This is a genomic window from Streptomyces nogalater (assembly GCF_039532885.1).
Taxonomy (GTDB): domain Bacteria; phylum Actinomycetota; class Actinomycetes; order Streptomycetales; family Streptomycetaceae; genus Streptomyces; species Streptomyces nogalater.
The window spans coordinates 339,452-359,875 of sequence record NZ_BAAASM010000014.1; the positions used below are offsets into that span (position 1 = coordinate 339,452).

Genomic DNA, 20,424 nt, shown 5'->3' on the forward strand with positions numbered 1-20,424 from the left:
GTTGATGTGTCGAACCTGCGATCAACACGACGGAGGCGGAGCACGCGCGGCGGCGCGAGTCCCTCGTCCGAACGGCGGGCCCTCACCGGCCCGCACGGCGCTCAGGAGAGCACCGGGTCACCTGTCCGTGCGTGGCGCGATGCCGTCCCGGTAGTCATTCCCGACACCGTAGTGCACGGGACAACCCGACGCCACCGGCAGCGACTCGCCGGCCTGTGCGCTTATGGTGCCGGGCGCTCGATGCGCAGGACGTGCTGGTCGTGGCGGAAGGTGTAGGTGCCGTCATCGTTGTCGAAGTGCCGCCGTACGTATGCCTCGACCGCCTCGCGGGTCGCGGAAGGGGCGTCGGGGACGCTGAGGAGGAAGTCGGCGACCATGACGGTCTCCTCCAGGTTCCGGCCGCGGTAGCGGGCGGGTACGACGTCCAGTTCGGTGTGGCCGACCAGGCCGGGCCGGAGGGCGGCCAGTTCGCCGACGAGTTCCCGCACGTCGAAATGGCGGCCGGTGAAATGGTGCACCATGCGCATGCAGGCGTTGTCGGGGCTCTGCAGCAGCACGAGCAGGACACCGCCCGGCGCCACCCACTCCATGATGCGGGCCGTCGTCTCCGCCCACCGCGTACGGGGGATGTAGTACAGCACGTGGGACAGCAGGGCCAGATCGGCCTGCACGTCCAGTCGGGCCTCGCCGACCGGCTGGGCCACCACCTCCGCCTGCGGGCAGGTCCGCGCCAGCTCGCGCCGCATGGGCTCGCTCGGTTCGATGCACACGGTGCGCTCGAAGTACGGGGCGAGATACCGCGTCGTCGTGCCCTGGGCGGCACCGACGTCCAGGAGCAGGCGCCGAGCGGGCAGTCGGTCCACCACCTGGCGCAGGTACGCGTGGGTGATGCCCTTCTCGTCACTCCCGGCGAGGAACGTATCCAAAGCCACTCGATAGGCGTCGTCGTCCGTCCCCGTGATGCCCACCTGCGCGTCCTTCCGCAGTTCCACTTCCCACGCCTCCTCCACGCCAAGCGGCATGCCCTGCCCGGCACACCGCCGGTGCCCTACGGCGAGGCCACAGTGGCACGAGGGGGTGCCCGTCCGGCGGGAAACACGCCTTCGGGTGCGCGGAGGGACGGGGCGCACCGGAGCGGACCCGGGCGGCGCGGCGTGCGCCCCTTCGCGAACGACCCCCTGCGGCGCGCCGCGTCGACGACGCCTTGGGGGGCCGCCCTTCGGTTCGGCATGGGGCTCGCACTCCGCTTCGGCACGGCAACTGCCATGGCGCCCGGGGCGATTGCCGCTGTCGATGTCATTGACGGCCCGTTGGTCGTCCAATTATGTTCACGTCGATTTCACGAACGTCGTTCGGCAGGTCGAACATTGGAGGTGCCGGTCCCCGCACCGAGGAGATGCGCATGCCCGCCCGTACACCGTCCACCCCCTCGGTCGACCCGGACTCCGGCAGGCCTGCGCACCGCTCGTCCCCACCAGCACGGGCTCTCACCGAAAGGGTGTGTCCATGTCCTCCTCCGTCAGCAGACGACGTCTCCTCCAGCTCGCCGGGGTCACCGCCGTGGCGTCCGCCGCTGGTCCCGTCCTCGGCGGCTCCGCCGCCCACGCGGCCCTACCCCCCGCCCGGCCCGACATCGGAGCCCAGGCCTTCCCCTTCGAGCTCGGCCAGGTCCGGCTGACCGCGAGCAGGTGGCTGGACAACCAGAACCGGACCCTGAACTACCTGCGGTTCGTCGACGTCGACCGGCTGCTGTACAACTTCCGCGCCAACCACCGCCTGTCCACCAACGGCGCGGCCGCGACCGGCGGCTGGGAGGCCCCCGACTTCCCCTTCCGCAGCCATGTCCAGGGTCATTTCCTCACCGCCTGGGCGCAGTCGTACGCGGTGACCGGGGACGGCGTCTGCCGGGACAAGGCCCTGTACATGGTCGCGGAGCTGGCCAAGTGCCAGGCCAACAACGGCGCCGCCGGGTTCGGCGCGGGATACCTTTCCGGTTATCCCGAGTCCGACTTCACCGCCCTGGAGGCGCGCACCCTGTCCAACGGGAACGTGCCGTACTACACCGTCCACAAGACGCTGACCGGGCTGCTGGACGTGTGGCGGTACATCGGCAGCACGCAGGCCCGTGACGTGCTGCTGGCCCTGGCGGGCTGGGTCGACCGGCGCACCGGCCGGCTGAGCACCGCGCAGCTCCAGGCCATGCTGGGCACGGAGTTCGGCGGCATGAACGCCGTCCTGACCGACCTGTACCAGCAGACCGGCGACGCACGGTGGCTGTCCGTCGCCCAACGGTTCGACCACGCCGCGGTGTTCGACCCGCTGGCGGCCGGCCAGGACCGGCTGGCCGGGCTGCACGCCAACACCCAGGTGCCCAAGTGGATCGGGGCCGTCCGCGCGTACAAGGCCACGGGCACCACCCGTTACCGCGACATCGCCACCAACGCCTGGAACTTCTGCGTCCACGCCCACACCTACGCCATCGGCGGCAACAGCCAGGCCGAGCACTTCCGGGCCCCGGACGCCATCGCCGCCTACCTGCGGCAGGACACCTGCGAGAGCTGCAACACCGTCAACATGCTCACGCTCACCCGGGAGTTGTTCGCGCTGACGCCGGACCGGGCCGAGCTGTTCGACTTCTACGAGCAGGCGTGGCTGAACCAGATGATCGGCCAGCAGAACCCGGCCGACCCGCACGGTCACGTCACCTACTTCACCCCGCTCAACCCCGGCGGCCGGCGGGGCGTGGGCCCGGCCTGGGGCGGCGGCACCTGGAGCACCGACTACACCACCTTCTGGTGCTGCCAGGGCACGGGCCTGGAGATGCACACCCGGCTGATGGACTCCGTGTACTTCCACGCCGGCACCACGCTGACCGTGAACCTCTTCGTCCCCTCGGTACTCACCTGGACCCAGCGGGGCATCACCGTCACCCAGACGACGTCGTACCCGGCGAGCGACACCACGACCCTGCGTGTCACCGGCAACGCCGGCGGAACCTGGACGATGCGCGTCCGCATCCCCGGCTGGACCTCCGGGGCCACCGTCAGCGTCAACGGCGTCGCGCAGGACATCGCCACGACCCCCGGCGGCTACGCGGCCCTGACCCGCGCCTGGACCTCCGGCGACACCGTCACCGTCCGCCTGCCCATGCGCACGGTCGTGCGGCCGGCCAACGACAACCCGGGCGTCGCCGCGGTCACCTACGGACCGGTCGTCCTGTCGGGCAACTACGGCAACACCGCGCTCGGTTCCCTCCCCGTCCTGGACGTCTCCTCGATCAGGCGGACCAGCTCGACCGCGCTCGCCTTCACGGCCACGGCGAACGGCTCCCCCGTCGGCCTGGGCCCGTTCCACGACGCACACGGCCACAACTACACCGTCTACTGGAACACCGGGGGTGCGGCGTCCGTCCGTCTGGCCAACGCGGCCGGCGGCCTGGTACTGGGCATCCAGGACATGTCCACCGCCGACGGCGGCCGTGCCCTGCAGTGGAGCGACTCGGGCACCGCCGACCACGACTGGGAGATGGTGCCCGACGGCACCGCCGTCCGCTTCCGCAATGTGCACAGCGGCAAGGTGCTCGGCGTGCGGGACATGTCCACGGCCGACGGTGCCGCCGTGCTCCAGTGGGCGGACAACGGCACCGCCGACCACCGTTGGACCCTGATCGACCAGGGCGACGGAACCGTCAAGATCCGCAATGTGCACAGCGGGAAACTGCTCGGCATCGAGAACAACTCCACCGCGATGGGCGCCTTCGCGGTGCAGGCCCCGGACGACGGCACGGCCGACAACCGGTGGCGCATCGTACGGTGACGAACCGCCGGTGCGGCCGGTCACCGGCACTTCGGGACGGCCCTTCGTGCACCCGGTGCTGCCCGTCCGTACCTTCCCCGGGAGGCTTCCGGCTGTGTAGGGGTGGAGGACGATCAGAATCCGAGAGGGGCCGTCCGACATGCACGCCAAGGAACAGCCGGAGAAGGACGCGGGTCAACGGCGTCCGGTGAACCCGACACACCGGGCGGCGGTGCCGTGGCCCGTGGCCGGGGCCCTGTCCCCGGAGGCGGCGGTGTCCCTGCAACGCGCCGCCGGCAACGCGGCCGTGGCACGGATGATCGAGGAGCGGCGCGGCACCGGCCACGGGCACGCGGCGGCCGTGCAGCGCCGCACCGGCCACGATGACGTCCCGGCCGTGCAGCGGTCCACCGTGCACGAGGTGCTGCGCTCGGCCGGGCGGCCGCTGGACGACTCCGTCCGCTCCGACATGGAGGCGCGGCTCGGCGCGGACTTCTCCGACGTCCGCATCCACACGGGCGGCGCCGCCCGCGCCTCCGCCGCCGAGGTGGGCGCGCGCGCCTACACCAGCGGCAACCACGTCGTCATCGGCGACGGCGGCGCGGACCGGCACACCCTCGCCCACGAACTCACCCACGTCATCCAGCAGCGCCAGGGCCCGGTCTCCGCCACCGACAACGGCGCGGGGCTGCGCGTCTCCGACCCGTCGGACCGCTTCGAGCGGGAGGCCGAGGCCAACGCCACGCGCGTCCTCGCCGCACCGGCCCCCGCCCGGGAGGCACCCGTGCAGCGCGCGGCCACCGCCACGGACCGGGGCACGGGCGTGACCGTCCAGCGGGCCAAGCCCTCCTCAGTCGGTCACGCGCAGGGCGAGCACATCTTCAACGCCCTCGACGCGCTGGCCAAGGAAGCCGGTACGACGCTGAGCGACCGGATCACGGCCCGCGTCGACCTGCTGAACGGTCAGGAGCTCTCCCACGAGCAGAACGTGCGCAAGGCGACCGTTACCTGGAATTACCAGGTACACAAGGACAGTCTGGATACGGCGGCGGCGCTGGCGGCGAGACTGCGGGACCACGAGCGCTTCCGGTCCGCGTCGAGCGGTGAGCCGACGGACGCGCGGGGCGACGACCCCAATTCCGTCCGCTACGGCGCCTTCGTCGCACAGGTGCGGCAGGCGCTGCGCGACTGCGGTACGCCGGACTGGAACAACGGAGCGGCTCTCGTGGCCCTCCGGGAGAACCTCGTCGCGACCATCACCGACCAGGTGGCCCGGCAGGTGAAGCGGAACACCGACCTGGGCAACTCCCGTGACCGGACCGAGTTCGACACCTGGTACACGACCACCGAGAACCAGATGAAGGACTTGTTCAACGAACTCGTCGGTACCGCGAGGGCCGTCCACGACGCGCTGTTCACGACGGCCCACGCCGCGTACGGCTACCAGGAGGGCGAGACCATACCCGCCCATCTGTACCTCCAGTGAGCGGACCCGGCCACCGCCGGACCGCCCCCCGGCAGGGCTGCCGGAGATCACACCGGCCTTGCGCGAGGCCGGCCTCTCCGCCCTGCCCCGGGGTCTCACACCCCCGCCGCCACGGGGTGCGCGTGCGCGCAGGCGTCCTCGGTCCCGAAGGTCTCCCAGGCGGGGAAGGGATCGTCGTGCGGGCCCGCTTCGCCATCGGCCATGAGGCATGCGTCGAGGGCGGCGCGCAGCGCGGGGGCGTCGAGCCGGGTGCCGATGAACACCAGCTCCTGGCCCGGGCCCGGTTCCGGGTCACGGGCACCGGAGGGCTCGAAGCGGGCCACCGACCCGGCCTGGGACCACAGGCCGGTCACCCGGGGACGGCTGGCCAGCCAGAAGAACCCCTTGGAGCGCAGGACCTGTCCGAAGGCCCCGCTGTCGATCCCTTCGGTGACGAACTCCCACAGCCTGCCCGGATGGAACGGCCGGCCGGCGCGGTAGACCGTGGAGGAGATGCCGTACTCCTCGGTCTCCGGGACGTGGTCGCCGTTGAGTTCCCTCACCCAGCCCGGTGCCTGCTGGGCACGCTCCAGGTCGAACAGCCCCGTGCCGAGGATGTCCGCGGGGGCGACGCGCCCGTGGGTCGCGGTGAGGATCCGTGCCGCCGGGTTCAGCCGGGTCAGCGTGGCACGGAGCCGGACCGCCTCCTGTTCCCCGACGAGGTCGAGCTTGTTGAGGACGATGACGTCGGCGAACTCGATCTGGTCCATCAGCAGGTCGCTGACGGTGCGTTCGTCGTCCTCGTACTGGTCGAGCCCTCGTTCGGCGAGTTCGTCGCCCCTGGCCAGCTCGGGGAGGAAGTTGGCCGCGTCCACGACGGTGACCATGGTGTCCAGCCGGGCCAGGTCCCCGAGGGTCGCGCCGTCTTCGCGGGGGAAGGCGAAGGTGGCGGCGACCGGCATCGGCTCGGAGATGCCGCTGGACTCGATCAGCAGGTAGTCGAAGCGCCCTTCCCGGGCCAGTCGGCCGACCTCTTCCAGCAGATCGTCCCGCAGGGTGCAGCAGATACACCCGTTGGTCATCTCGACCAGGCGTTCCTCGGTGCGCGACAGGGCGGCTTCACCGCCGCGCACCAGGGCGGCGTCGATGTTGATCTCGCTCATGTCGTTGACGATCACCGCGACACGGAGGCCGGCGCGGTTGCCGAGCACATGATTGAGCAGCGTCGTCTTGCCGGCACCGAGAAAGCCCGACAGGACGGTGACCGGCAGGCGGTCCTCGCTCATGTGTCACCCCTCCGGGCGCAGCAGGCCGCGCTCATAGGCCTTGGCCAGCCTCTGCGGCACCAGGTACGACCTGCCGTCGACCGTGACGGGCACCAGCCGGGGCGTGTTCGCCTTCCACTGCGCACGGCGGTGACGCGTGTTGCTGCGGGACATCTTGCGCTTCGGGACAGCCATGAGAACTCCAGCTCGGGAACGGGACTCGACCACTCTACATGAAAACGATTCCCGTTTTCCCATCCTCTCCCGCCCTCTCCCGGCCTCTCCCGCCCTCCCCGCGGTCCCGCAAGCGCTACGGCAGGGGAATCTCGAAGTGCACGGTGCCGACGCCCGGGCCGTGCTCCCCCGTGGTGCGCGCGTCGAACACCTCCTTGCCGATGCCGCGCCAGAAGGCCTCCGCCCCCTCGGCGTTGACGTTGGTGTGGAGATAGATGCTGTCGTAACCGGGGGTCCCGGCGACGAAGTCGCACGCCCGCCGCACCAGCGTCCGCGCCAGTCCGTGACGGCGGTGCCCAGGGCGTACGTAGACGCGGACGAGCTGGGCGGTGGTGCCCGACGGGTAGCGTTCGGCGAGCCAACGGGGGTGCGGCGGGTGGGCCGGCCCCGCCGACCGCACACCGGTCGTGGCCACCACCTCGTCGCCGTGGCGGGCGACGAGCAGGAGGTGGCGGGGATGGTCCAGGTACGTGGCCTCGATGTCGATGACGTCGCGGTGCCATTCGGGGACGTAGCCGTAGCCGAAGTCCCGGTAGAAGGTGTCCAGCATCAGTCGCCGCGCGCCTTCCACGTCGGCCGTGGTGGCGGGGCGGACGGTGTACGGCGGGTGCGGGGGGTGGCTCATCACGGTCTCCTGGGGTGCGGAAAGGGGTCAGGGGGTCGGCAGGCCGGGTCCGGCGCAGTGCACGTGTGCCGCAGGTACGGTCCCGTCTACCAGGTAGGCGGCGACCGTCCCGTCCACGCACGGGTTGCCCCGGCTGGCGAACATCCCGTGGGAGTAGTCGTCGTGCAGGGTGACGAGGCGTGAGCCGGGGAGACGGTGGGCCAGTTGCCGGGCTCCCTCGACCGGGGTGACGGGGTCGTGCTCGGAGGCCACCAGCAGCACGGGCGGGACGTCGGGGCCCCCGAGCCGGGTGCGCCGTTCGGGCCGGTGGTGCCAGAAGGAGCAGACGGAGGCCTCCATCCCGGTGAGCACGGGCCGCGGATCGATGCGTCGTATGCGCCGCAGGTCGGCCAGGACGCGGGCGGGTGAAGGGCCGGGCCCGTCGGCGCACTTGACGACGCGGTTGGCGGACTCGTACGTACGGGAGGCGGCGTCGCCGAACGGCGTCCCGGGGCGGAGCGCGCCGACGCCGCCGTCACGGACGTACCCGCGGATGCCGTCCGCGAGGCCGGTCCAGCGTTCGGTGCGGCCGAGGGCGCGGTAGACGGCACGGTCGAACTCCGCGGGGCCGAAGCCGTCCACGGGGTGGGCCGCGAGCCCGTCGCGTACGCGCTCGTAGGCCTGGCGCACCTCGTCGGCGCGACCGCCGAGACCGAAGCGGCCGTGGTGCCGGGCCGCCCAGGCGAAGAACACCTCGCGCCCGCGCAGGAGGGCCCGGCTCTGGCGCACATCGAAGTCGTACCAGCTCCACGGGCCCACCACGCTGTCGAGCACCATGCGGCCGGCCCGCCGGGGGAACAGGGCGGCGTAGGCGGCGCCGAGGTAGCTGCCGTAGGAGACGCCGAGGAAGGCGATCCGCTCCTCGCCGAGGGCCGCGCGGAGTGCGTCCATGTCGCGGGCGGTCTGGGCGGTCGACAGCCAGGGCAGCGCGTCGCCGGCGCCGGCGGCGCAGTCGTCCGCCATGCGCCGCAAGGAGTCGAGATACGCCCGCTCCGCCGCGGGGCCGGCGGGGACGGGGTCGGGGGCCGGGCTGTCGAAGAGGCCGCCCATCGGGCCGCAGTCGGCCGGCGCGCTCTGTCCGGTGCCGCGCGGGTCGAAGCCTATGACGTCGTAGGCGCGGCGGACGCTCCCGGGGAGTTTCGCCCGCTTCGTGACGGCGTACGACAGCCCCGGGCCGCCCGGCCCGCCGGGGTTCACCAGGAGGACGCCGCGCCGCTCGCCGGGGGTGCCGGCGGCGGGCACCCGGGAGACGGCGACGCGTATCCGCCGGCCGCCGGGGTTCTCCCAGTCCAGCGGGACGTCGAGCCATCCGCATTCCACCCGGTCGGGCGGCGGCGGGGACGGTACGGACCGCGGACAGGCGCCGAATCGCAGCCGGGCGGCGGCGTCATGGGCGGGAGCGGTGGCGGCGGAGGCGGTGGGGGGCAGTGCGGTGGTGGTGGCCACGAGGGCGCACACAGCGCTCAGGAGGCGCGCGACAGGGAGCACGAGTCTCGCATTCAGAGAACCGACGTGGGATCAGATGACAATGAAAACGAATATCGATAAGGTCCCCCTCGGTCAAGCCGACGTCTGTGCGACACGCCGTCGGCGCGACAGCAGTCCTTCAACCACGCCGTGAAAAGGGGAAGCCGTGGCTCATCTGCTGATGGTCGAGAGCTGGGTCGGATCGATGAGCAGACTGCTGCCACGGGCGATCCGCGAGGAGGGGCACGAGTTCACCTTCCTCACCCGCGACCTCCACCACTACCTGCGCTCCGCCCCCGAGGGCACCGCACACCCCCTGCTCGCCGCCCGCAATGTGCTGACCGCCGACACGAACGACGACGAGGCGCTGCTGCCCTTCGTCCAACGGGCCCATGAGGCACTGAGGTTCGACGGGGTCATCACCTCCTGCGACTACTACCTCCCGGCCGCCGCGCGGATCGCCGGGCGGCTCGGGCTGCCCGGCCCCGCTCCCGAGGCGGTGGAGAACGCGTGCCGCAAGGACACCACCCGCCGGATCCTGGCCGAGGCCGGTGTGCCCGGCCCCCGCTTCGCGGTCTGTCGCGACTGGGCCGAGACGGCCGCCGCGGCACGGGACATCGGCTATCCGCTGGTGCTCAAGCCGGTGGACCTGTGCGCCGGGATGTTCGTACGGCGCGTGGACGACGAGCCCGCCCTGGCGCACGCGTACCGGGCGCTGGCCGGCTTCCCCGTCAACGCCCGCGGCCAGCGCCGCTCCCCCGTCGTCCTCCTCGAAGAACTCCTCGAAGGGCCCGAGGTCAGCGTCGAGACCGTGGCCCACGGCGGTACCGCGCACGTGGTGGGCGTCACCGACAAGAGTGTCGGCGGCGCACCCGCCTTCATCGAGACCGGCCACATGTTCCCCGCCGCGCTCCCGCCCGCCGACACCGAGGCGGCCGTGCGGACGGCGCTGGACGCGCTGAAGGCCCTCGGGCTCGACCAGGGCGTGGCCCACACCGAGATCAAGCTGACGCCCGCCGGGCCCCGCCTGGTGGAGGTGAATCCGCGTCCCGCCGGCAACCGCATCACCGAGCTGATACGCCATGTGACCGGCATCGACCTGGCCGCCGCCTGCGTGGCGGTGGCCCTCGGCCGCGCGCCGGACCTGCGGCGCACGGACACCGGCCTGAAGAGCGCCGCCATCGGGTTCCTCGTACCGGACGGGGACGGCGTACTGGAGGCGGTCGACGGCGCCGACGAGGTGCGTGCCGCGGCCGGCCTGCTGGAAGTCCGGCTCCCCGAGCCCGGCACCACGGTCAAGGCGGCGGCCAGCAACAACGAGTACCTCGGCCACATCATGGCCGGTGACGCCGACGGACTCGGCGCACGCGAGCGCGTCGAGGCCCTGCTCGGCGGACTCAAGCCCCGGGTGGTGGGCCGATGACCTCCCCCACCGGCATACGGGCCACGGCGTCCTCGTACGACGACCTCGTCCAGGGCGTTCTCGACGGCCGCCTCGGACCGGACCCGTCCACCCAGCGCGTCGCCATGGCGTTCACCACCCGGCAGGCGGTCCGCCACGACGGGCGCAACGGCGGTTACCGCAACGAGGTGCTGAGCCTGCGCCTGGCCGAAGCCGTCGGCTCGTGCGCGGTCGAGCCCGGCGCGCTGCCGGACGGTGCCGTGGAGGACTGTGTCGGCGCCGACATCGCGCGCCTCCTCGGGCACGAGCTGGCGCCGGTGCGCGTGGCCGCCCTCGACGCGTACCTGATGCACGTCCGGCCGCACCTCCCCGCCCACGGGGCACGGCCCTTCCCGTTGCCGGCGGGCACGTCGCTGCAGAAGTCACGGGCCCGATCCCGCGCGGTCGTGGAGCTGCTCGACGCCCCGCCCGGGAGCACGGTGCTGGTGGTCGGCGTCGTCAACTCGCTGCTGGAGGCGCTGCGGCGGCGCGGGCTGGCGTACGTGCCGTGCGACCTCAAGGGCGGCACGACCGAGTGGGGCGAGCCGGTGCGGACCGACGCGGCGGCGGAGCTGGAGCGCTGTGACGCCGTCCTCGCCTCCGGCATGACGCTCGGCAACGGCAGCTTCGAGCCGCTGCGGGAGCACGCCCTGCGGCACGGCAAGGAACTGGTGATGTTCGCCCAGACCGGCAGCGCCGTCCTGCCGCATCTCATCGGCGCCGGGGTCAGCGCGGTGTGCGCGGAGCCCTACCCCTTCTTCTGGCTGGACGGCGGCCCCGGGACCATCCACCGCTACGGAGCAGCCCTGTGACCACGGCCGTCCTGAGCCCGGCGGGCAACCGGGAGCTTCTCGGCCTGCTCGGCCGTACACCGCTCGCCCGCATCACCGTCGACCTGCCGTGTCCGCAGCCCGGTTTCTGGGCGAAGCTGGAGGCGCTCGGCGTCGGCGGCATGAAGGCCCGCGCGGCCGTCTCCATGCTGCTCGGCGCCCGGGAGCGCGGTGAACTCCGGCCGGGCGCACCGGTGGTGGAGTCCACCTCGGGAACGCTCGGCGTCGGCCTGGCCTTCGCCGGACAGGCCCTCGGCCATCCCATCGTGCTGGTCGGCGACATCGAACTGGAGCCGTCGATGCGGCAGTTGCTGCGTTCGTACGGCGTCCGGCTGGAGCTGGTGGACCGCCCGGCCGCCGAGGGCGGCTGGCAGGCCGCCCGGCTCGCCCGGCTGCGCGAACTGCTGGCGCGGCTGCCCGGCGCCTACTGGCCCGACCAGTACAACAACCCCGACAACAGCGCCGGTTACGCCACCCTGGCGGCCGAGCTGGCCACCCAGCTCGACCACCTGGACGTGCTCGTGTGCAGCGTCGGAACCGGCGGCCACAGCGCCGGCATCGTCGGCCCGCTGCGTCGGCACTGGCCAAAGCTGCGGCTGATCGGCGTGGACGCCACCGGCTCCACCATCTTCGGCCAGCCGGCCCGGCCCCGGCTCATGCGCGGCCTGGGCAGCAGCATCCACCCGCGCAACGTCGCCTACGACGCCTTCGACGAGGTGCACTGGGTCGGCCCCGCCGAGGCCGCGGACGCCTGCCGGCGGCTGGCCGCCGGGAACTTCGTCAGCGGGGGCTGGAGTACCGGAGCCGTGGCCCTGGTCGCCGCCTGGGCCGCCCGGGTACACCCCGGCGCCGTGGTCGCCACCGTCTTCCCCGACGGGCCGCACCGCTACCTCGGCAGCGTGTACGACGACGACTTCGCCGCCGCCCACGGGCTCGACCCGGCCGGCGCCGCCACCCGCCCCGTCGAGATCCCCCACCCCAGGGCCGTGGAGGCGACCGGCTGGGCACGGTGCCGGACCATCTGCGACCCCCTCGACACCCCTACGGAAGAGAACACCCGTGAAGGCCAGTCAGCGCACCGCACACCTGCGTCTCACCGAGCCGCTGCGCATCTCACGCTCCACGATGGCGGCCCGTGAGGCCGTCTGGCTGACCGTGGAACACGAAGGACTGCACGGCCACGGCGAAGCCGTCACCAGCGTCTACTACGACCTCGACATCGCGACCCTGACCCGGCTGCTGCACGTGGAGACGCGGTGGCTCGCCCGCTTCGCCGAACCCGCAAGCGCCCTGGAGGCACTGCGAAGCGGCGACCGCCACGGCGCTCCGCCCGCCGTGCTGGCGGCCGTGGAGTCCGCGCTGCTCGACCTCGTGGGCAAGTGCGCCGGGGTCCCGGTGCACGGACTTCTCGGGGCCCCCACGGCTCCGGCCGCCCCGACCGCCCGCACCATCGGCGTCATCCCGGCCGGCCGGGCCGAAGCGCAGGCCGCCCGTCTCGTACGGGACGGCTTCTCCGTCCTCAAGGTCAAGGCCGGCGCCCGGGACCCCGCCGAGGACGTGGAGCGGGTACGGGCCGTACGCACCGCCGCTCCGCACGCGCGGCTGCTGCTGGACCCCAACGGGGCCTGGGACGCGGACACCGCGCGGCGTCTGCTGCCGCTCTTCGCCGACCTGGGCGTCGAGGCCGTCGAACAGCCCCTGACGCCGGGTGACCCCGAGGCGCTCGCGCGGTTCGCCGAGCGGTCGCCGCTGCCGGTCATCGCCGACGAGGACGCGGTCGGCGTCGAGGACGCCCGCCGTCTCGCGGGTCGGGTGGCGGGCGTCAACGTCAAGCTCGCCAAATGCGGCGGCGTGCACGCGGCCCTGCGGATCGCCGAGCTGATCGAGGGCACCGGCACCGAGCTGATGCTCGGCTGCCTGACCGCCAGCACCCTCGGCATCGCCCCCGCCGTGCACCTGGCCGACCGCGCCCGCTGGATCGATCTCGACGGACACCTGCTCCTCGCCGACGACCCCTGGACCGGCATCGGCGGCCACGACGGCACCGTACGGGCGAGCCGGAACCCCGGCCTCGGAGTGCGGCCCCGCACCCGTCGCACCGAGGGGGCGGCGGCATGAGGACGTGGCACGAGATCCGCCGCTTCCCGCTCGCGATCCGGCTGCTGCTGGTCAACCAGCTCGGCGTCAACACCGGCTTCTACCTGCTCGTCCCCTACCTCGCTCTCCACCTGAGCGAGGACCTGGGGATGTCGGCGGCGGTCGTCGGCATCGTGCTCGGCGTGCGCAACCTCAGCCAGCAGGGCCTGTTCCTGATCGGCGGATCGGCCTCGGACCGGCTGGGCGCACGGGGGGTCATCATCGCCGGGTGCGCGCTGCGTACCGTCGGTTTCGGGCTCTTCGCGCTCGGCGACGGGCTCGCGGTGCTGCTCGCCGCCTCGGTGCTCAGCGGGCTGGCCGGGGCACTGTTCAACCCGGCGGTGCGCGCCTACCTCGCGCTGGCGGCCGGAGACCGCAAGGCGGAGGCGTTCGCCCTGTTCAACGTGTTCGCGACCGCGGGCGCGTTGATCGGGCCGCTGCTCGGCAGCGCGCTGCTGCTGGCCGACTTCCGGGTCAGTGCGCTCACCGCGGCCGGGATCTTCGCCGTCCTCACCGTCGCGCAGGCACTCGTCCTGCCGGCCCGCGCGGTGGCGCCGGCCCGCGGCAGCCTTCTCGGGGACTGGCGCGAGGTGGCCGGCAACCGCCGCTTCCTCCTGTTCGCCCTGGCGATGGTCGGCATGTTCACCATGGAGAACCAGCTCTACCTGCTGCTGCCGGACGGCGCGCGGAAGGCGACCGGCTGGGACGGCGCGGCGGGCCTGGTGTTCCTCGTCGGCACCCTCACCAACCTCGGGCTCCAGCTGCGCATCACCCGCGCGCTGAAGGCGCGGGGCAGCAGGGGCCGCTGGATCGGCGCCGGGCTCGCGCTGATGGCGCTGTCCTTCGTACCGCCGATGCTGGTCACGGGGTACGGGACGGCTCCCGACGGCCTCACGGACGCGGTGCTGCGCTCCGTGCCCGTGCTGGCCGGCGCCCTGCTGCTGTACCTGGGCGTGATGACGGCCCAGCCGTTCGTGATGGAGCTGATCCCCGGCTTCGGCCGCGCGGAGCTGACCGGCACGTACTTCGGCCTGTTCTACGTGGTGTCGGGCATCGCCGCCGCCGTCGGCAACACCGTGGTCGGCTGGGCCATGGACACCGCCGGGCGCACGGGCGCGCCCTGGCTTCCCTGGGCGTGCTGCCTGGCCTTCGGGCTCGCCTCCGCCGCCGGCGTCGCCTGGCTGCACCGCCGCCGCGTCCTGCCCGCCGTCGCCGCGCCCGTACCGGCGCCGGCCTGAGGAGAACATCCGTGGACGACCTGCTCATGAGGAACCTGCTCACCGACAACCCGGCGCTGTACGAGGCGCGTTTCCCCGATCCGGGGCGGCTCGCCGGGCGCTGGACCGAGGACTGCCTGCGGCGGTACGCGGCCCCCGGCCCGCGCGTGCTGGACCTGGGCTGCGGCACCGGCCGGGACGCCGCCCACCTGCACGCGTCCGGCCGTACGGTCACGGGCGCCGATCTGTCGCGGGCGATGCTGGAGTACGCCCGCGAGCACCATCCCGGGCCCGCCTACGTCCGGGCCGACCTGCGCGGTTTCGACCTCGGGGCGGACGCCTTCGACGCGGTGGTGTGCCTGGACAGCGCCCTGCTGTACTGCCACACCAACGACGAGCTCGACGGCTTCCTGGCCTCGTGCCGCCACGCCCTGGTGCCCGGCGGCCTGCTCGTCGCGGAGATGCGCAACGGCGCGTTCTTCCTCGGCCGTACGGAGCTGCTGGACGCCCCGGCGGTCAACGGCTTCGAGTGGCAGGGGGTCACCTACCGCTCCACCACCCGCCTGTACGTCGACCGCACCGCGCAGCTGTTGCGCCGCACCCGTGTGTGGATCGCCGACGACGGCTCCCCGCCCGTCGAGCAGCGCTCCGCGTGGCGGCTGCTCTTCCCGCAGGAGCTGCGCCGGCTCCTGGCCGCCCACGGTTTCGAGGTGCTGGCCCTGTACGACGGGCCGGGCCCGCGCACCGAGCCCGTGTGGCGCGAGGGCGATCCGCCCGGCGAGACGGCCGACGCCGACCGGCTGCACCTCGTCGCCCGCCTGGCACCACACCCCTGAAGCCCCGCCCCCCCCACGCCGACATCCGCTCGCACGGCACAGCAAGGACACCGCCATGAACACCCAGCAGGTACCGCTCGACGATCCCCGCTTCCCCGGCCTGCACCGCCGGGGCTTCCTCGCCGTGGCCGGGGGCATGGCCGGCCTCGGCGCGCTCACCGCCACCGGTTGCGCCGGTCCCGGCCCCGCCGACACGGCCGGCAAGGGCGACGGCAGGCCCCGGCGCGGCGGACGGCTGCGGGCCGCGTTCGCCGGCGGCGGCGCGTCCGAGACCCTCGACCCGCATCTGGCCAACCTGTTCGCCGACGTCGCCCGCGCCAAGGCCCTCTTCGACAAGCTCGCGGACTACGGCGCCGACCTGTCCGCCCGGCCGCGCCTCGCCTCCGCGTGGGAACCCGACGCGGGCCTGGACCGCTGGAGAGTCACCCTGCGCGAGGCCGCCTTCCACAACGGCAAGCCCGTCACCGCCCAGGACGTCCTGTACAGCTACCGCCGCATCGCCGACCCGAAGAAGGCGTTCCGCGCCAAGGCGTCCCTGGAGCCCATCGACCTGGAGGCGAGCCGGGCCCTGGACCAGCGCACCGTCGAGTTCGTCCTCAAGCGGCCCACCGCCGAATTCCCCAACGTGCTGGCCGCGTTCGGCGCGTACATCGTGCCGGGGGGCGAGCAGGACTTCGACAGGGAGCCGGTCGGCAGCGGCCCGTTCCGGTTCGTCTCCTTCGCCCCCGGCAAGTCGGCCGTCTTCCGACGCAACGAGGACTACTGGGACGGCGCCCCGTACCTGGACGAGGTGGAGTTCGTCGTCGCCAACGAGGAGTCGGCGCGGATCAACGCCCTCCTCGGCGGCCAGGTCGAGTACGCCCACGAACTGAACCCCGCGACCGCCCGCGCCCACGAGGGCAAGGGCCGGATCGAGATCGTGCGGCTGCGCAACAGCGTCATGCAGTCCTTCGCGATGAAGACCGACCGCCCGCCGTTCGACGACAAGCGGGTGCGCGAGGCGTTCTTCCTGATGGCCGACCGCAGGGAACTGGTCGACGGTGCCCTGTCCGGCACGGGCGAGATCGGCAACGACCTGTTCGGCAAGGGCTACGAGTACTACGCCGCGAACCTTCCGCAGCGCGAGCAGGACCTCGACCGGGCCAAGGCGCTGCTGAAGCGGGCCGGCGCGGAGAAGCTGAACGTCACCCTCGACACCTCGCCCGTCGCCGCCGGGTTCACCGAGGCCGCCGCGATCTTCCGGGACCAGGCCGCCAGGGCCGGCGTCACCGTCGGGATCAGGACCGGCAGCAAGGACAGCTACTGGAAGGACATCCTCGACTCCGGCACCCTCTGCTCCTACCGCTCCGGCGCCATGCCCATCGAGGCGCACATCTCCCAGCGTCTGCTGACCGGTTCCACCACGAACGCCACCAAGTGGCACCACAAGGACTTCGACGCCCTGTACCAGCAGGCCCAGTCCACCAGGGACAAGCAGGAGCGCGCCGCCGTCTACGAGCGCATGCAGCGCCGCCTGTACGCCGAGGGCGGCTTCCTGGTGTGGGGGTTCGCCGACTGGATCATCGGCACGGCCCGCACCGTCCGGGGGGTCGAGGCCAAGGCGCCCGCCAACTCCCTGGACTGGGCGCGCTTCGACAAGGTGTGGCTCGCGTGACCGGACTGCCGTCCTGGATCGCCCGGCGGCTGCTGCTCGGCGCCGCGCAGACGGCGGCCGTCGTGCTGCTGGTCTTCGCGCTCACCGAGGCACTGCCGGGCGACGCCGCCGTGGCCCTCGCCGGCGACCAGCCCGACCCGGAGCGGATCGCGGCCATCCGGGAGGCCCTGGACCTCGACCGGCCCGCACACGAACGGCTGCTGGAGTGGGCGGGCGGGCTGCCGCGCGGCGACTTCGGCACGTCGCTGGCCTCGGGGCGGCCCGTCAGTACGTACATCACCGACGGTTTCGGTCCGACACTGCTGCTCGCCACCCTCACGGTGGTGCTGCTGGTGCCGGCCGGCGTGGGTCTGGGCGTGCTCGCGGCCCGCCACGAGGGGCGGTTCGTGGACCGGTTCGTCAGCTCGGTGACATTGGGCGCCTACGCGGTCCCGGAGTTCGCCTTCGGTGTGCTGCTGACCACGGTGTTCGCCCTGCGCCTGGGCTGGCTGCCGCCGACCGCCGTCGGATACGGCACCGACCTCCTGGCCCACCCCGCCGCCCTGGTCCTGCCCGTGCTGGTGCTGCTGTCCCGGCCGGTGTGCTCCCTGGCCCGCCTGGTACGGGCCGGGATGATCGACGCGCTCGCCTCGCCGTACGTCGCGCAGGCCCGGCGTCACGGCATCCCGGGCGCCCGCATCCGGTACGGGCACGCCCTGCCGAACGCGGTCACACCGGCCGCGCAGCAGCTCGCCCGGACCATCGACTGGCTGCTGTGCGGGGTCATCGTCGTGGAGGCGCTGTATGTGATCCCCGGGCTGGGCACCGTCCTGATGAACGCCGTGGCCGAACGCGACGTCCCGGTGGTGCAGGGCCTCGCCGTCGTCTTCGGCGTGACGACCGTCGTGCTGAACCTGGGCGCCGACCTGGTCGCCCGCCGCTTCGCGCCGCGTTCGGAGGTGGCGGCATGAGGTCGCGTTTCGTCGCCGGGGGGCTCGTCGTCGGCGTACCGCTGCTCCTGGCCCTGCTCGGGCCGCTGTGCGCGGGGGATCCGGGGCCGCGTGCCGCGTCCTTCACGCTAGGCGGCGGGCACTGGCTGGGCACCGACTTCGTCGGCCGGGACGTGTGGCGGCAGGTGCTGCTCGGCGGCCGGTCCGTGGTGCTCGTCTCGCTCTCGGCGACCGCGCTGGCGTACCTGGCCGCCCTGCCCCTCGGGCTGATCGCCGCGCTCACCCACCGCTCCTGGCTGGAAGAGCTGCTGATGCGGCCCCTGGACGTGCTGCTCGCCGTGCCGTCGCTGCTGATGATCCTGCTCGTCGCCGCCGTCCTCACCCCGGGGGCGACGGGTCTGGCGCTGCTGGTGGCCCTGGTCAACATCCCGGACGCCGCCCGGATCGTGCGGGCCGCCGCGGCGGAGGTGGCGTCCCGTCCCGCGGTGGAAGCGCTGCGCATGCAGGGCGAGAGCTGGTGGCGTACGGCCGTCGGCTACGTCGGCAGGTCGGTCGGGCGGACGCTCGCCGCCGACGCCGGAGTACGGCTCACCGGGGTGCTCTATCTCGTGGCCACCGCCGCGTTCCTCGGCGTGGGCGTCGAACCGGACGCCGCCGACTGGGCGGTGATGGTGGACCGCAACCGTACCGGGCTGTTCGTCCAGCCCTGGGCCGTGGTGGTGCCCGCCCTGCTGATCGTCGCCCTCACCATGGGCGGCAACCTGCTCGCCGACGCGGCGCTGGGGAAGAAGAGGAGACGCACATGAGCGCGGTCGCCGAGATCAGGGACCTGCGCGTCGAGATCGACGGCCGGGCGATCGTCGACGCGGTGAGCCTGCGGGTCGCGGCCGGAAAGGTCACCGCCCTGGTGGGTACCTCCGGGAGCGGCAAGACGACCACGGGCCTGGCGCTGCTGGGCGAGTACCCGGCCGGCGCCCGCGTCACCGGTGACGTACGGGTCCCCGGGGGGCTGGTCGGTTATGTGCCCCAGCATCCGGGCGCCGTCCTCAACCCGGCGCGCCGCGTCGGCGCGCTGCTGCGGGACATCGCCCGTACCCGGGTGCGCGAGCTGCCCCGGCCGGAGCGCCGGGCCGCCGCCCACCAGCGTGTCCTGCGGGCCCTGGCGTCGGCCCAGCTCCCGGACGCCGAGGCGGTGCTGCGGCGCTACCCGCATCAGCTGTCGGGCGGCCAGCAGCAGCGTGTCGTCCTGGCCCAGGCGCTGCTGCTCGGTGCCAGGGTGGTGGTGGCCGACGAGCCGACCACCGGCCAGGACGCGCTGACGAAGCGGCGCATCGTGGACCGGCTCGCGGCCGTCGCCCGCCAGGGCATCGCCGTCGTCCTGCTCAGCCACGACCTGGACGTGGTACGGGCACTGGCCGACGAGGTCCTCGTCCTGCGCGAGGGACGTGTGGTGGAGTCCGGACCGGTGGAACGCCTGTGGGCGGCGCCGCGGCACCCCTGGACGGCCGAGCTGCTCGCGGCGGACGGCCCGGCGGACCGCGCCGGCCTCCCGGCCGCCGGAAAGGAGGTGCTGCGGGTGGGCCGCTTGACCGCCCGGCACGGCCGGAGCACGGTGCTGCGCACCCCGGCGCTCTCCCTCCGCACCGGCGAGTGCCTGGCCGTGGTCGGCCGCTCGGGCAGCGGCAAGACCACCCTGGGGCGCTGTCTGGCGGGCCTGCACCGGGGCCACGACGGGGAACTGCTCCTCGACGGCGCACCGCTCCCGCGCAGCCTGCGGGACCGAACGCGCGCCCAACTGGGTGCCGTGCAGTACGTCTTCCAGGACGCCAGGGCCGCCTTCGACGAGCACCGCCCGGTCCTGGCACAGGTGGCACGCACGGCGGTACGGCTGCGGGGGGCGACGGAGGCGGACGCCCTGGCCGAGGCGGTGGCCACCGTCACCGGCCTCGGCCTCAGCGAGGAGCAAGTACGGCGCGAGCCGGCGCGGCTGTCCGGAGGCGAACTCCAGCGGGCCGCTCTCGCCCGGGCCCTGCTCGCCCGGCCCCGGGTGCTGATCTGCGACGAGATCACCTCCGGGCTCGACGCGGTGACCCGCCGGGGCATCCTCGGCACACTCGCCGGCCTGCTGCGCGACCGGCGGGATCTGTCGCTGGTCCTGATCACCCACGACCTCGGCACCGCCGCCGCCCTGGCGACCCGTATCGCCGTACTGGACGGCGGCGAGATCGTGGAGGAAGGCCCCGCGCAGCGGGTCCTCACCTCACCGGAGCATCCGTTCACGGTGTCCTTGCTGGAGACGACGGCACGGATGACACCTGGCGGCGGTCCGCCGTACCGTCCGGCCCGTTCGGGGCAGGCGTGACGGCCGCTTTCGGCTGCCCCCGGAGGTGATGACCGGGGAAGGCGTCGGCGGCCCGTACCGACGCCGTCACCTGCAGCCCGCCGTGGACCAGACACAGGGCCGCCCGGCTGCCCGCCGCCCACAGCAGGC

At 73.3% G+C, this 20,424-nt stretch carries 17 protein-coding genes; 12 read left to right on the top strand and 5 right to left on the bottom strand.

Features of this window, described 5'->3' with window-relative positions:
• Positions 1–221: 221 nt before the first annotated feature.
• Complete coding sequence (locus tag ABD350_RS13420; RefSeq protein WP_344348192.1) at positions 222–992, bottom strand: class I SAM-dependent methyltransferase; 771 nt, start codon at positions 990–992, stop codon at positions 222–224.
• Between the two features lie 514 nt (positions 993–1,506).
• On the opposite strand from ABD350_RS13420, the gene ABD350_RS13425 reads away from it, so the two are divergent.
• Positions 1,507–3,816 carry a beta-L-arabinofuranosidase domain-containing protein gene (locus tag ABD350_RS13425; protein WP_344348193.1) on the top strand — a complete coding sequence of 770 codons (2,310 nt, stop codon included), beginning with the start codon at positions 1,507–1,509 and terminating at the stop codon, positions 3,814–3,816.
• A 139-nt stretch (positions 3,817–3,955) separates the two neighbouring features.
• A complete protein-coding gene (locus tag ABD350_RS13430; protein WP_344348195.1) occupies positions 3,956–5,281 on the top strand; it encodes an eCIS core domain-containing protein in 1,326 nt (441 codons plus the stop codon).
• 95 nt (positions 5,282–5,376) lie between these two features.
• Here ABD350_RS13430 and ABD350_RS13435 read toward each other — a convergent pair whose 3' ends face one another.
• The 4 genes from ABD350_RS13435 to ABD350_RS13450 form a co-directional block, all read right to left on the bottom strand.
• Positions 5,377–6,546: a GTP-binding protein gene (locus ABD350_RS13435; protein ID WP_344348196.1), complete on the bottom strand. Its 1,170-nt coding sequence runs from the start codon at positions 6,544–6,546 to the stop codon at positions 5,377–5,379.
• Positions 6,547–6,549: 3 nt separating this feature from the next.
• Positions 6,550–6,720 carry a 50S ribosomal protein L32 gene (rpmF, locus tag ABD350_RS13440; protein WP_344348197.1) on the bottom strand — a complete coding sequence of 57 codons (171 nt, stop codon included), beginning with the start codon at positions 6,718–6,720 and terminating at the stop codon, positions 6,550–6,552.
• Between the two features lie 115 nt (positions 6,721–6,835).
• Positions 6,836–7,384 carry a GNAT family N-acetyltransferase gene (locus ABD350_RS13445; protein WP_344348199.1) on the bottom strand — a complete coding sequence of 183 codons (549 nt, stop codon included), beginning with the start codon at positions 7,382–7,384 and terminating at the stop codon, positions 6,836–6,838.
• A 27-nt stretch (positions 7,385–7,411) separates the two neighbouring features.
• The gene (locus ABD350_RS13450; protein ID WP_344348201.1) at positions 7,412–8,869 is read right to left on the bottom strand and encodes an alpha/beta hydrolase; all 1,458 of its coding nucleotides are present in this window, start codon (positions 8,867–8,869) and stop codon (positions 7,412–7,414) included.
• Between the two features lie 187 nt (positions 8,870–9,056).
• Between ABD350_RS13450 and ABD350_RS13455 the strand changes: the two genes are divergently transcribed.
• From ABD350_RS13455 to ABD350_RS13500, 10 genes are read left to right on the top strand one after another with little or no spacing between them, the layout of a single operon-like run.
• Entirely contained in the window at positions 9,057–10,313 is a 1,257-nt protein-coding gene (locus tag ABD350_RS13455) for an ATP-grasp domain-containing protein (RefSeq protein WP_344348202.1), read from the top strand.
• Positions 10,310–11,143, top strand: a complete 834-nt coding sequence (locus ABD350_RS13460) for a Rossmann-like domain-containing protein (protein ID WP_344348203.1) — start codon at positions 10,310–10,312, stop codon at positions 11,141–11,143. Before ABD350_RS13455 ends, ABD350_RS13460 begins: the two co-directional genes overlap by 4 nt.
• Entirely contained in the window at positions 11,140–12,300 is a 1,161-nt protein-coding gene (locus tag ABD350_RS13465; protein WP_344348204.1) for a PLP-dependent cysteine synthase family protein, read from the top strand. Before ABD350_RS13460 ends, ABD350_RS13465 begins: the two co-directional genes overlap by 4 nt.
• Positions 12,221–13,279, top strand: coding sequence for a dipeptide epimerase (locus tag ABD350_RS13470; RefSeq protein ID WP_344348205.1), 1,059 nt, complete (start codon positions 12,221–12,223; stop codon positions 13,277–13,279). Before ABD350_RS13465 ends, ABD350_RS13470 begins: the two co-directional genes overlap by 80 nt.
• The gene (locus tag ABD350_RS13475) at positions 13,276–14,535 is read left to right on the top strand and encodes an MFS transporter (protein WP_344348206.1); all 1,260 of its coding nucleotides are present in this window, start codon (positions 13,276–13,278) and stop codon (positions 14,533–14,535) included. Before ABD350_RS13470 ends, ABD350_RS13475 begins: the two co-directional genes overlap by 4 nt.
• A gap of 26 nt (positions 14,536–14,561) precedes the next feature.
• Positions 14,562–15,350, top strand: coding sequence for a class I SAM-dependent DNA methyltransferase (locus ABD350_RS13480; protein WP_344348276.1), 789 nt, complete (start codon positions 14,562–14,564; stop codon positions 15,348–15,350).
• A 55-nt stretch (positions 15,351–15,405) separates the two neighbouring features.
• Positions 15,406–17,004, top strand: a complete 1,599-nt coding sequence (locus tag ABD350_RS13485) for an ABC transporter substrate-binding protein (protein WP_344348207.1) — start codon at positions 15,406–15,408, stop codon at positions 17,002–17,004.
• On the top strand, positions 17,001–17,954 hold the full coding sequence (locus ABD350_RS13490; protein ID WP_344348208.1) for an ABC transporter permease: 954 nt from the start codon (positions 17,001–17,003) through the stop codon (positions 17,952–17,954). The genes ABD350_RS13485 and ABD350_RS13490 overlap by 4 nt, the downstream gene beginning before the upstream one ends.
• Positions 17,951–18,739 (top strand): ABC transporter permease, encoded by a 789-nt coding sequence (locus ABD350_RS13495; protein WP_344348209.1) that lies wholly within the window; start codon positions 17,951–17,953, stop codon positions 18,737–18,739. Before ABD350_RS13490 ends, ABD350_RS13495 begins: the two co-directional genes overlap by 4 nt.
• On the top strand, positions 18,736–20,295 hold the full coding sequence (locus ABD350_RS13500) for an ABC transporter ATP-binding protein (RefSeq protein ID WP_344348210.1): 1,560 nt from the start codon (positions 18,736–18,738) through the stop codon (positions 20,293–20,295). The genes ABD350_RS13495 and ABD350_RS13500 overlap by 4 nt, the downstream gene beginning before the upstream one ends.
• Positions 20,296–20,424: the final 129 nt, after the last annotated feature.